Source organism: Microbispora sp. ATCC PTA-5024, assembly GCF_000511135.2.
In the GTDB taxonomy this organism is placed as follows: Bacteria; Actinomycetota; Actinomycetes; order Streptosporangiales; family Streptosporangiaceae; genus Microbispora; species Microbispora corallina.
In genome coordinates this window covers 170,627-182,322 of the sequence record NZ_KI866528.1, presented here as the reverse complement: position 1 = coordinate 182,322, position 11,696 = coordinate 170,627, and the positions used below count along the sequence as shown (strand labels likewise).

Sequence of the window (11,696 nt, the reverse complement as noted above, 5' to 3'; positions counted from 1 at the left end):
GGCCCAGCGCGCCCCCTCGGGCACGGCCTCGCCCTGGCCGAGCGCCGACTGGTCCCCGAGCCCGGCCCCCGCCCCGACGCGGGCGCCCGGCTCCAGGGCCGCGCCGGCCCCGACGAAGGCGCGCGGCCCGACCTCGACCGGCGCGACGATCACCCAGCCGTCCGCGACCCGCCAGCCGTGCAGCGAGGCCCGGTAGCCGATTGAGGCGCCCTCCCCCACGCGGACCAGCGCGGGCGGGCCGATGTCCGCGGTGGCGATCGTGGTGCCCGAACCGATCCGCGCGCCGAGCAGCCGCAGGTACGGGCCCATCATCGGGGAGCCGCTGAGCACCCCCAGCGGGCTGAGCGACAGCAGCAGGTTCAGCGTCCACAGCCGCAGGTACGTCAGGCCCCACAGGGGGTGACGTCCCGGCCGGACGCCGGCCGCCAGTGGCCGCGCCGCCACGACCGGCAGGAGCCAGCGGACGCCGAGATAGCCGGCGACGGCGGCCTGCACGACCGGGATCAGCAGACCGGGGCCGAGAAGGCCGTCATGGGGCGCCGCGCCCGCGGTGGGCCTCCCAACGCGGTCGCCCACCCACCGGTACAGCAGGCAGGACATCGGCAGCGTGACCAGGAGCAGCAGCAGGTAGATCGCCGCGGCCTGGGCCGCGCCGGCGGCGGCCACGCGCCGGGACGCGTGCCGTACGGGCTCGGGACGGGGGACGACGGCCGTCCCGGCCGTCTGCGTGCACGCGCGCAGGTGCGCGGCGAGGCGGCGCACGGTCGGGTTGGCGTACAGGTCGCGGACGGCGAGGCGCGCTCCGACGTCCCGGACGCGCAGCAGCGACACCACGCGGGCCGCGAGGAGCGAGTGGCCGCCGAGGTCGGTGAAGAAGTCCGCCTCCACCGACACCGACGCCGGCTCGACGCCGAACTCCTCGGCCCACGCCGCCCGCACCCGCTCCTCGATCGCGTCCCGCGGCGGGACGGCGGGCCCCGAGCCCGGGAGCCGGCGCCCGGACGGCGGCGGCAGCCGCGAGCGGTCCACCTTGCCGCTCGGCATGGCCGGCAGCGCCGCGACGACGTCCAGGAACGACGGCACCATGTACGCGGGCAGGGCGCGCCGCAGCCGGTCGCGCAGCCGCCCGGCGAGCGCCGCCCCGTCGCCGTCCCGCCCGTTCCCGTGCTCTGGAGCGGGCACCACGTACGCGGCCAGCTCGGCGGGCCGGCCGTCGCCGGCGGGCGCGAGCGCGGCCGCGGCCGCCGCGACCCCCGGCTCCTCCATCAGCACGCCCTCGACCTCGCCAAGGTCCACCCGGTGTCCCCGGACCTTGACCTCGGCGTCGGCGCGGCCCAGGTACTCGATCTCCCCGTCCGCCGTCGTCCTGCCGAGATCGCCCGTCCGGTACAGCCGGCCTCCCCCGGCCAGGGGATGGTCGATGAACCGCTCGGCGGTCAGGTCGGGGCGGCCGACGTACCCCCGGGCCACGCCGGGGCCGCCGACGCAGATCTCCCCCACCTCGCCGTCCGGCACGGGCCGGCGGCGCTCGTCCAGCAGCACCACCGAGTACGTCGGCAGCGGCCTGCCGATGGTCACCGGACGGCCGGGCAGCAGCTCCGCCCAGGTCGCGGTGACCGTGGCCTCGGTCGGCCCGTAGGTGTTGAGGATGCGGCGCCCGGGCCGGCTCCACCGCTCCACCAGCGGCGCGGGGCACGGCTCGCCCCCCACCAGGACGGTCCGTACGGCGGGCAGGTCCCGGGGGATCGTCGCGAGCAGCGTGGGCACGCAGTACAGGACCGTGACGCCCCGATCGTCGAGGAAGTCCGCCAGCTCGGCGCCGAGCCGCTGGGAGCCGGACGGGCCGGCGACGAGCGTGGCGCCGACCGCCCACGTCGGCCAGATCTCCTCGATCGAGAAGTCGAAGGAGATCGTCATGCCCTGGTACACCCGGTCGTCGGGCCGGACGTCGTACAGCCCGGGCACCACGTCGAGGAAGTTGCGGATGCTCGACTGGGCCACCTCCACGCCCTTGGGCCGTCCGCTCGACCCGGAGGTGTACATCACGTACGCGGCCGGATCGTCCTCCCGGCCGTCGCCGGGCGGCTCAGGAGGGGGGCGGGTCGGCGGCGCGGCGGCCAGCGCGGCCCCGCACCGGCCGACGTCGAGCACCGGCCGCCCGCCCGCCGCCGCGTCCGGCGTCGTCTCCGCGACGGTGAGCACGAGGTCCGTGCCGGCGTCACGGAGGATGTAGGCGACGCGGTCCGGCGGCGACGCCGGATCGATCGGCACGAACGCGCCGCCCGCCTTGCCCACCGCGAGCAACGCCACGTAGGTGTCCAGCGACCTCGGGAGCACGATCGCGACCCGCGACCCGGCGCCGATCCCGCGCCCGCGCAGCAGGTGCGCCAGCCGGTTCGCGCGTTCGTCCAGCTCGGCGTAGGTGAACGCGCCCTGGTCGCATTCCAGCGCGGTCGCCTGCGGCGTCCGGTCGCCGGCGGCTTCGAAGACGTGGTGGAGCCGCCCGGCCGCCGGCCGGCCCGGAGCGCCGGCTATCCGCTCTGGTCGCGATGCACACCCCGGCATGATCACCCTTTGGTCGCTCGCGGACCGCCGCCCCGTCGCCGGGTCCCATGGGCGGTCGCGTGATTCGCGCCTGATCGCCGTGCCGATGGACGGTCGCGTGATCGCGCCTCCTCGCCGTGGCCCGGGCAACGGCCTCGGGCGCGGGTCTCGACGTGCCCGGCGGCCGCACGGCGGATCCCTCCCAGGATAAGTTCCCGGCCCTTCTCCCCCGGTTATCACCGCAGCACAATCGGCGCAAAAGATCCCCGGTCATCGGATGCGCAGGGGCGGGCGGCGGCCCCAGGTGGCCCAGCGCCAGAGCCACTCCAGCGGGCCGTACCGGTACCGCCGCAGCCAGGCGGCGGACACCGCCCATTGGACGGCGAGGATCGCGCCGGCGATCGCGAGCACCGTCGAGACGGGCCAGTTCTGCGGCACGCCGCCGATCACCCGCGCGACGGCCAGGACGAGCACGGTCGCCGTGAGGTAGTTGGTCAGCGCCATCCGGCCGAGGGGCGCGAAGACGGCCCGCAGCAGCGGCCGGACAGGGGTGTGGAGCAGCGCCGGCAGCCCGCACACGTACACCCCGGCGATCAGCAGCCCGGCCACGCCCATCGAGAGGCCGAACTCCGGGTCCGTCACCCGCGTGCCCGTCTGCCACCACAGGGCGGGCGCGGCCGCCGCCGCGAACGCCAGGGCCAGGGCGGCCGGCACCCGTGGGGACCGCTCGATCCGGTCGGCCACGCCGTACCGGACCAGCGCCGAGCCCAGCAGGAACAGCCCGGGGACGAGGGCGAACCCCCCGCCGAACGCCAGCAGCCCGGCCGCCAGGAGGACGGGGGCGAGGCCGGCCACCGCCCACCGCGGCAGCCAGGTCGAGGGCAGCAGCACCACCAGGCCGACGATCGCGTAGACGGTGAGGACGTCGCCCCGCCAGAGCGCGAACATGTGGACCAGGCCCACCGCGAGCAGCACCAGGAGCCGGCGCAGCAGCACCACCCTCGGGCGCCCCGTGCGCGCCTCGGCGGACTCCAGCAGCAGCGAGAACCCCACGCCGAACAGCAGCGAGAAGATCGGGAAGAAGCGCTGCTCGACGAGCAGGCCCACCACCTGCTCGCCCGGGCCGCCGCCCGCCGGGCCCACCACGGCGGCGTCGCCGACGTGGGCGATCGGCTGGACGTTCACCACCAGGATCCCGCAGAGCGCGAAGCCGCGGATCACGTCGAGGGCGGTGATGCGCTCCCGCGCCGGGGGCGGGAGCCGGTCCTCCCGTCCGGGAGCTTCTGACGGCGGGGAGGCGGGCCGCGGCGCCGCCCGGCCCGGAGAGGGGTGATCGGAGAACATGGGCCAAGCCTGCGGGCCGGCGGCCGGGTCGCGGCATCGGCCGGAAGGGGGGTTCGCGCCCCGGGGATCGTACTTTCGGCCGGTCCCGGGGGCGGCCGGGCTCTCGTAGCCTGAGCCCTGTGAACGCGAGGGAGTGGGCGGCCCGGCTCGTCCGGCTGGCGGCGGTCGCCGGGCTGGGCGCGGTCTTCGCCGCGGCGCTCGCCGTCCAGGCGTACCGGATCGCGCACAGCTGGGGCGGCGGAGCCTGGCGGTTCGACTGCGTCGCCGGACTGGTGGTGTGCGTGATCGCGCTGGCCCGGCGGCGTGACCGGGGGTGGGCGGCGGTGGCGGGACTGGCCGTCGCTGCGGTCGCCGTCCCGGCCGCCAAGGCGGCGCACCTGCCCGGCGAGCCCGGCCTCGCGATGACGCTGGCCCTGTCGGTGCTCCTCGGCAGCGCGATCAGAGTGCTGCGGCCCCTCGCCGCCTGCGCCGTCGCGGCCGGGGGGCTCGCGGTGGCCGCCGCCACCGCCGTCCCCCCGCCGGACCACCTCGCGCCGGTGACGAAGCTGTACGGCGTGGCCTGGCTCGCGGCCCTCGCCGCCGGGCTGGGCCTGCGGCTGCTCGACGCCCGCCGCCGCGCCGCCGCCGAGCGGGTGCGCCGCGACGAACGGCTGGCGCTGGCCAGGGAGCTCCACGACGTCGTGGCCCACCACGTCACCGGCATCGTGGTGCAGGCCCAGGGCGCCCGGATCGTCGCCCGGCGGCAGCCGGAGAAGCTGGAGGAGTCGCTCGCCGGCATCGAGGCCGCGGGCTCGGAGGCGCTGACCGCGATGCGGCGGGTGGTCGGGCTGCTGCGCGACGCCGGGGACGCGGCGCCGGCCACTCCCGGGCCCGAGCGGCTCGGGGAGCTGGTCAGGCGCTTCGACGGCCACTTCGACGGCCGCGGGCCCGCGGTGAGCCTGCGCCTGCCGGACGGCGAGGGGACGGCCGCGTGGCCGCCCGAGGTGACGAGCACCGTCTACCGCGTGGTGCAGGAGGCGCTGACCAACATCACCCGGCACGCCCGGCATGCCCGTTCCGCCACGGTCACGGTCGCCCAGGACGGGCACGTCGTCACCGTCGAGGTGGTGGACGACGCCCCGCCGGGGCCGGTCCGGCCCTCCCATCGGGGCGGGTACGGCCTGGTGGGGATGCGTGAGCGCCTCGAGGCCCTCGGCGGCACGCTGCGCGCCGGGCCGCGGGCGGGCGCCGGATGGGCCGTGCTGGCCACCCTGCCCGTTCCCGCGGGGAGGCCGCGGTGACCGGCGGCCCTCGACGGCAGGACGCGGTGACCGGCGGCCCTCGACGGCAGGACGCGGTGACCGGCGGCCCTCGACGGCAGGACGCGGTGACCGGCGGCCCTCGACGGCAGGACGCGGTGACCGGCGGCCCTCGACGGCAGGACGCGGGGAGCGGCGGCCCTCGGCGGCAGGCCGCGACGACGGGCGGGCCGGTCGGGGGGATCGGATGACGATCAAGGTCCTGATCGCCGACGACCAGGCCATGGTGCGCAGCGGGCTGCGGCTCATCCTGGAGGACCAGCCGGACATCACGGTGGTCGGGGAGGCCGCCGACGGCGCGGAGGCCGTCGCCCTCGCACGGCGGCTGCGGCCGGACGTGTGCCTCGTGGACATCCGCATGCCGCGCCTCGACGGCATCGAGGTGACCCGGGCCCTCGCCGGCCCCGGGGTCGCCGACCCGCTGCGGGTGGTCGTGGTCACGACGTTCGACCTCGACGAGTACGTGCACGGCGCGCTGCGCGGCGGCGCGGTGGGGTTCATCCTGAAGGACGCCGGCCCCGTCCTGCTCGTCGAGGCCGTTCGGGCCGCGAACGCCGGGGACGCCCTGGTCTCCCCGTCGGTCACCCTGCGGCTGCTGCGCCACCTGGCGGCGGCCGCCGCGCCGGCCGCCCGGCGGCCCGCGCGCCCGCTGTCCGAACGGGAGACCGAGGTCGTGCGGGCCATCGCCCGCGGCCGGACGAACCAGGAGATCGCCGCCGAGCTGTTCATCTCCCTGAGCACGGTGAAGAGCCACCTGGCCGGCATCCAGGCCAAGCTCGGCGTGCGCAACAGGGTCGAGATCGCCGCCTGGGCCTGGGAGAACCGCCTCACGGACGCCCTTTAGCGGCGTACCTGGAACATGAGGTGCAGCACCCGGTCGCCCTGGACGACCACGTGGGGATCCTCCAGCAGATGCCGCCCGTCGACGCCGCCGAAGTAGCGTTTGCCCGACCCGAACACCACGGGCACCACGTCCATCGCCACCTCGTCCACAACACCGGCCGCGAGGATCCGGCCGCCCACGTCGCCGGGGCCGGGGCGGGCGACCCTCGCGGGGGACGCGGCGCACACCATCCCGCCCCCACTGGCCCAGGGCGCCAGCCAGGCACTGGAGGACGCGTGGGCGCTGGTCCGCGCGCTCGCCGGGGACGGCCCCGTGGAGGACCGGCCGCGCCGGGCCGGCACGTACCTCCGGTCGTCCGGCCCGGCGCCGGAGAAGGGCGCCGTACGGAGGCCTTGACCGGGGAAATGAACGATCGTTTAATTCCTCCATGGCCCGAATCGCGGGCGTCACCGCGGCCGAGACGCGCGAGCGGCTGCTCCGCGCGGCCGCCGACGTCTTCGCCGAGCGCGGCTACGACGGCACGCGGGTGGCGGACATCGCGGCGGCCGCTGGGGTGAGCAACGGCGCGCTGTACGCGCACTTCCCGTCCAAGGCCGGCCTGCTGGTGGAGGCGCTGCGCGCGCACGGCCCCCGCATGCTGGCCACGCTGCTCGCGGCCGCTCCCGACCGGCCGGTCACCGACCTGCTGCTCACGGTCGGCCGGCAGCTGGCGCGCCCGCGCGACGCCCACGGCCACCTCATCGTCGAGGCGCTGGTCGCGGCCCGCCGCGACGAGGACGTGGCCCGGCCGATGCGCGACTACCTCGGCGGGCGCACAGAATGGATCGCGGACCTCGTGCGCGGCGCGCAGGCCCGCGGCGAGATCGACCCGGGCCTGTCGCCGGACGCGCTCGCCCATTTCTGCCTCCTGCTGGCGATGGGCAGCGCGCTCGTCACCCCCGGCCTGCACGGCGTGGACGACGCGCAGTGGTCCGCCCTGCTCACCCGCGTGGTGGCCGCCCTCGCCCCCACCGACGTCACTGCCCAGAGGGGAGCAACCCAGTGAAAGTACGGATAGACGCGCAGCGGTGCCAGGGACACGGCCGCTGCTACGACCTCGCGCCCGGCCTGTTCGGTGAGGACGACGAGGGCTACGGCCAGGTCGCCGGCGACGGCACGGTGCCGCAGGACCAGGAGCACGCGGCGCGCCTGGCGGTCTCGAACTGCCCCGAACGAGCGATCGAGATCCTCTAGGAGGGGTGGCATGTCCGTCGACGACCGGTTCACGAAGGACTTCCGGGAGACACGGGGAGAGGCGCCGGCCGGAACGCGCAACGAGATCGTCACCGGCCCGGTCGCCGACTGGGCGACCGACTTCTCCCACCTCGAGCCCGAGTGGGCCGCCGACCCCTACCCCATCCAGGACGACCTGCGGCGGCGCTGCCCCATCGCGCACACCGACCGGTTCGGCGGCGGGTGGCTGCCGACGCGGTACGAGGACGTGGCGGCCATCGCGTACGACACCGAGCGGTTCTCGTCGCGGTCGATCGTGATGAGCAACTTCCGGCCGCCGCGGGACATCGCCCCGGTGGGCGGAGTTCCGCCGATCTCCTCCGACCCGCCGTTCCACCACGACGCCCGCAAGCTCCTGCTCCCGGCGTTCACGAAGAGCGCGGTGGCCCGGCGCGAGGCGGCCACGCGGGCGCTGTGCCACGAGCTGATCGACGCGTTCCAGGGCCGTGACCTGGTGGACGCCGCCCGCGAGTACGCGCAGCACATCCCGGTGCGGGTCATCGCCGACATGCTGGGCTTCCCCCCGGAGGACGGGCCGCAGTTCCGCGAGTTCATCGAGAACTCCCTCGAAGGCGTCAACCGGCCGCCCGACGAGCGCATCGAGCGGATGGACAAGTTGTTCGACTACCTGCTCGCGCAGATCCGCGACCACGTCGACAACCCCCGCGACGACCTGACGACGTACCTCGTCAACGCCGAGCTGTACGGCCGCAGGCTCGACCCCTCGCACGTGGCCGGCACGATGGCCCTGCTGCTCATCGCGGGCATCGACACCACGTGGAGCGCCATCGGGGCGTCCCTGTGGCACCTCGCGAAGACCCCCGAGGACCGCGGGCGCCTGGTCGCGGAGCCGGGGCTGCTGCCGACCGCGATGGAGGAGTTCCTGCGGGTCTACGCCCCGGTGACGATGGCCCGGCTGGTGAAGGACGACATGCGCTGGAACGGCGTCGACATGAAGGCCGACGACTGGATCCTGCTGTCGTTCCCGGCCGCCAACCGCGACCCGGCCCAGTTCCAGCGGGCGGACGAGGTCGTCATCGACCGCGAGGTCAACCGGCACGTGGCGTTCGGCCTCGGCATCCACCGCTGCGTCGGCTCCCACCTGGCGCGCATGGAGCTGCGGATCGCCCTCGAGGTGTGGCTGGAGCGCATCCCCGAGTTCACCCTCGACGACCCGGCGGCGGTCACCTGGTCGGCCGGCCAGGTCCGCGGCCCGCGCACGCTCCCCGTCCGCATCGGCGCCGCCTGACCCGCGGCCGCCGGACGCCCCCCGGACGGGCCGGCGTCCGGCGGTGGGCTCGGCCTCCTCGTCGTACGTCCGCGGTGACATGCTGGAGGGGGCTTCGCAATCTCGCGATCAGGGGGGCGTGGGATGACGCGCTTCGACAGCGTCAGGGCGCTGGTCTTCGACGTGTTCGGCACGGTGGTCGACTGGCGGGAGGGCGTGGCCCGGGAGGCGGCGCCCTTCCTGGCCCGTCACGGACGCCACGACGTCGACCCCCACGCCTTCGCCGACGCCTGGCGGGCGCGCTACCAGCCCGCGATGGAGGAGTGCCGGTCGGGCCGCCGTCCCTTCACCCGGCTGGACGTCCTGCACCGCGAGAACCTGGAGGCCGTCCTGGCCGGCCTCGGCCTCGACCCCAGGCGCGTCGGCGAGGCCGAGCTGGACGACCTGAACCGGGCGTGGCACCGTCTGGACCCCTGGCCCGAGGCGGTGGCGGGAGTGACGCGCCTCAAGCGGCGCTTCACCGTCGCGCCGCTCTCGAACGGCAACATCGCCCTGCTCACGGCGATGGCGAAGCGGGCCGGGATCCCGTGGGACGCCGTGCTCGGCGCGGAGGTCGCCCAGGCGTACAAGCCGCGGCCCGAGGCCTATCTGCGGACCGCCGAGGTCCTGGGCCTGCGTCCCCCGGAGCTCTGCCTGGTGGCGGCCCACAACGACGATCTGCGGGCCGCGCGGGCGGCCGGCCTCGTCACCGCCTTCGTGCCGAGACCGGCCGAGCACGGCGCCGGGCAGACCGCGGATCTCATGCCCGGCGAACCCTGGGACGCCGTGGCGCGGGACTTCCAGGACCTCGCCCGCCAGCTGGGGTGCTGACCCCAGATCCCCGTCAGCCCGGCGTGGCCTGGAGCGACACCAGGCCGGCGTAGCGGCGGCCGTGCGAGAGCAGCTCGTCGTGCGTGCCGGTCTCCACCACCCGGCCGCCCTCAAGGACGACGATCAGGTCAGCGTCCCGGATGGTGGACAGGCGATGGGCGATCACGATCTGCGTGATCCCGAGGCCCGCCAGGTTGAGCCGGATCCGCTCCTCGGTGAGCGCGTCGAGGGCCGAGGTCGGCTCGTCGAGCAGCAGGACGCGCGGGCGGCGGGCCAGCGCGCGGGCGAGGGCGAGCCGCTGGCGCTGCCCGCCCGACAGGCGGCCGCCGCTCTCCCCGATGTGCGTGCGGTACCCCAGCGGCATCGCGCGGATCTCGTCGTGGATCTCGGCGAGGCGGGCGGCCTCCTCGGCGACGGCGGGCGTGACCGAGGGGTCACCGAAGGCGATCGTGTCCAGGACGGTGCCGGAGAACAGGTGCGGCTGCTGGGTGACCACGCCGACCTGGCGGCGCAGGTGCCGCGGGTCGAGGTCCGGCAGGGGCAGCCCGTCGAAGCGGACCTCTCCCCTCGCCGGCTCGACGAGCCCCAGCAGCACCCGCCCGAGCGTCGTCTTGCCCGACCCCGACCCGCCCACGACGGCCACCCGGGCCCCCGCCGGGATCCGCAGGGAGACGTCGTGCAGCACCGGGAAGCGCGGGTCGTACCCCGCGGACACGCCCCGCACCTCCACCGCGCCGCGAAGCGCGGGCCGCAGGCCGCCGGACGGCTCGGGGGCCGCGGCGAGCAGGTCGGCCACGCGGTCCAGATGGGCGAAGGCGAGGTGGATCTGCTGCACCGTGCCCAGCAGCGACGAGAGCGGCGCGATCGCCGCGCCCGCCATCGCGGCGAGGGCCAGCAGGTCGCCCAGGCTGGACGACCCCGGCAGCTGGGCGCGGACGACGACGAGCAGGCCGAGCGCGAGCGCGAGCTGGAGCGCCTCGGTGGCGGCCTGGATCGTGACGACCGTGCGGTCCCGCTCGGCGCTCGTCTCCAGCTCCCGCCGGTGGCAGGCCTGCCACCGCTCGAACGCGCCGTCCTCGGCGCCGGCCGCCTTGAGCGCCTCGATCCCGGACAGGCTCTCCACCAGGCTCGTCTGGGTGGCGGAGGTGGCGTGCAGCCCGGCGTACGCGAGCTGGACCGACCGGCCCGCGAACAGCGCCACCACGGCCGTCTGCGCCGCGGCGGCCGCGGCCGTCAGGGCCGCGATGCCGGGCGCGGCGACGGCGAGGGCGACGAGGTACGACAACGCCGTCAGCAGGTCGAACAGCAGGGCCAGCGAGCGCTCGGCGATCATGTTGCGAATCCCGGATACCGCGCTCAGCCGGCTGAGCAGGTCGCCGCTCGTGCGCCGCTGGAAGAACCCGTACGGCAGGGCCAGGACGTGGCCGACGAGCCGCCGCATGAGCGCCGCCGCCACCCCGGTCTGGAGCCGGATCAGCAGGACCGATCGCACACGCGAGACGAGCAGGTGCGCGGCCACGGCTACTGCGGCCGCCAGGCCCAGCGCCCCCGGCGAGAGGGCGCCGCCGTCCACCACGAGCTTGGTGAACAGCGGGACGGCCAGGCCGAACAGCTGGACCAGCGCCGTCGCCGCCACGACCTGGAGGATCAGCCGGCGCTCGGTGAACGCCCGCGCCAGCGTCGACAGCACGGCCCTGGCCGACGAGCGGCCGGGCTCGGGCGGGGTGAGCCGCTCCGGGACGTCCGGCACGAGCACCGTGCCGCTGTAGCTCTCGGCGAACCGCTCGCGGGACAGGCGCAGCCGCCCGGACGCCGGGTCGGCCACCACCACGCCCCGCGCATCGACGCGTTCGACCACCACGAAGTGGCTCTGCTCCCAATGGGCGACGAACGGCGTGGGCAGCCCCTCGGCCTGGTCGGGCGCGAGCCGGAAGGCCCGCAGCCGGAGGCCGAACGCGGTGGCGGCGCCGATGAGGTCGCGCAGCGTCGCCCCGTCCGCGCTCTCGGGCAGGTGACGCCAGACCTCGGCGATGCTCGTACGGCGGCCCAGGGCGCCGAGCACCATCGCGAGGCAGGCGGCGCCGCAGTCGGTCTGGGTCTGCTGCATCCGCAGCGGCACACGGCGTCTCATAGCCAGTGCCAGGTGATGGTCGCGGCGGCGCGGCGCCCGGCCAGCCACGCGGTGTAGGCGGCGTCGGCTGCCGCGGCCAGGGCGGCGGGGTCGTCCGGGTCCGCGGGGGCGCGGTCCAGGACAACCCCGGCCAGCAGGCCGTCCTCCGACTGGGCGGGGCCGACG

Annotated in this window: 11 protein-coding genes; 7 read left to right on the top strand and 4 right to left on the bottom strand. The window is 76.1% G+C overall.

What is annotated here, in order from left to right:
* Window positions 1-2,565: non-ribosomal peptide synthetase (locus MPTA5024_RS37770; RefSeq protein ID WP_157099958.1), on the bottom strand; the 2,565-nt coding region annotated here is incomplete at its 3' end.
* Between the two features lie 249 nt (window positions 2,566-2,814).
* Window positions 2,815-3,888: a DUF418 domain-containing protein gene (locus tag MPTA5024_RS37765; protein WP_084370339.1), complete on the bottom strand. Its 1,074-nt coding sequence runs from the start codon at window positions 3,886-3,888 to the stop codon at window positions 2,815-2,817.
* A gap of 119 nt (window positions 3,889-4,007) precedes the next feature.
* On the opposite strand from MPTA5024_RS37765, the gene MPTA5024_RS37760 reads away from it, so the two are divergent.
* Together MPTA5024_RS37760 and MPTA5024_RS37755 are read left to right on the top strand one after the other, a co-directional pair.
* On the top strand, window positions 4,008-5,168 hold the full coding sequence (locus MPTA5024_RS37760) for a sensor histidine kinase (protein ID WP_084370338.1): 1,161 nt from the start codon (window positions 4,008-4,010) through the stop codon (window positions 5,166-5,168).
* 205 nt (window positions 5,169-5,373) lie between these two features.
* Window positions 5,374-6,030: a response regulator gene (locus MPTA5024_RS37755; protein ID WP_036333280.1), complete on the top strand. Its 657-nt coding sequence runs from the start codon at window positions 5,374-5,376 to the stop codon at window positions 6,028-6,030.
* Here the strand turns inward: MPTA5024_RS37755 and MPTA5024_RS37750 are convergent.
* Window positions 6,027-6,260: a hypothetical protein gene (locus MPTA5024_RS37750; protein ID WP_232326824.1), complete on the bottom strand. Its 234-nt coding sequence runs from the start codon at window positions 6,258-6,260 to the stop codon at window positions 6,027-6,029. The genes MPTA5024_RS37755 and MPTA5024_RS37750 overlap by 4 nt on opposite strands.
* Between MPTA5024_RS37750 and MPTA5024_RS44795 the strand changes: the two genes are divergently transcribed.
* From MPTA5024_RS44795 to MPTA5024_RS37730, 5 genes are all read left to right on the top strand, one after another.
* Window positions 6,163-6,426 (top strand): FAD-dependent oxidoreductase, encoded by a 264-nt coding sequence (locus MPTA5024_RS44795; protein ID WP_442922131.1) that lies wholly within the window; start codon window positions 6,163-6,165, stop codon window positions 6,424-6,426. The two genes, MPTA5024_RS37750 and MPTA5024_RS44795, sit on opposite strands and share 98 nt — an antisense overlap.
* A 31-nt stretch (window positions 6,427-6,457) precedes the next feature.
* Window positions 6,458-7,075, top strand: coding sequence for a TetR/AcrR family transcriptional regulator (locus MPTA5024_RS37745; protein WP_036333278.1), 618 nt, complete (start codon window positions 6,458-6,460; stop codon window positions 7,073-7,075).
* Window positions 7,072-7,263 (top strand): ferredoxin, encoded by a 192-nt coding sequence (locus MPTA5024_RS37740; protein ID WP_036333276.1) that lies wholly within the window; start codon window positions 7,072-7,074, stop codon window positions 7,261-7,263. Before MPTA5024_RS37745 ends, MPTA5024_RS37740 begins: the two co-directional genes overlap by 4 nt.
* Window positions 7,264-7,273: 10 nt before the next feature.
* Window positions 7,274-8,551 carry a cytochrome P450 gene (locus tag MPTA5024_RS37735; protein ID WP_084370337.1) on the top strand — a complete coding sequence of 426 codons (1,278 nt, stop codon included), beginning with the start codon at window positions 7,274-7,276 and terminating at the stop codon, window positions 8,549-8,551.
* A 123-nt stretch (window positions 8,552-8,674) separates the two neighbouring features.
* Window positions 8,675-9,400 (top strand): haloacid dehalogenase type II, encoded by a 726-nt coding sequence (locus tag MPTA5024_RS37730; protein ID WP_036333274.1) that lies wholly within the window; start codon window positions 8,675-8,677, stop codon window positions 9,398-9,400.
* Between the two features lie 13 nt (window positions 9,401-9,413).
* Here the strand turns inward: MPTA5024_RS37730 and MPTA5024_RS37725 are convergent, their stop codons facing one another.
* Entirely contained in the window at window positions 9,414-11,531 is a 2,118-nt protein-coding gene (locus MPTA5024_RS37725) for a peptidase domain-containing ABC transporter (protein ID WP_036333272.1), read from the bottom strand.
* Window positions 11,532-11,696 lie beyond the last annotated feature (165 nt).

Bases quoted from the DNA above. Each gene is read 5' to 3' on its own strand.
- MPTA5024_RS37750 (WP_232326824.1), bottom strand. From the start codon at position 6,260: ATGGTGTGCGCCGCGTCCCCCGCGAGGGTCGCCCGCCCCGGCCCCGGC.
- MPTA5024_RS37755 (WP_036333280.1), top strand. From the start codon at position 5,374: ATGACGATCAAGGTCCTGATCGCCGACGACCAGGCCATGGTGCGCAGC.
- MPTA5024_RS37735 (WP_084370337.1), top strand. From the start codon at position 7,274: ATGTCCGTCGACGACCGGTTCACGAAGGACTTCCGGGAGACACGGGGA.
- MPTA5024_RS37765 (WP_084370339.1), bottom strand. From the start codon at position 3,888: ATGTTCTCCGATCACCCCTCTCCGGGCCGGGCGGCGCCGCGGCCCGCC.
- MPTA5024_RS37745 (WP_036333278.1), top strand. From the start codon at position 6,458: ATGGCCCGAATCGCGGGCGTCACCGCGGCCGAGACGCGCGAGCGGCTG.
- MPTA5024_RS37730 (WP_036333274.1), top strand. From the start codon at position 8,675: ATGACGCGCTTCGACAGCGTCAGGGCGCTGGTCTTCGACGTGTTCGGC.
- MPTA5024_RS37725 (WP_036333272.1), bottom strand. From the start codon at position 11,531: ATGAGACGCCGTGTGCCGCTGCGGATGCAGCAGACCCAGACCGACTGC.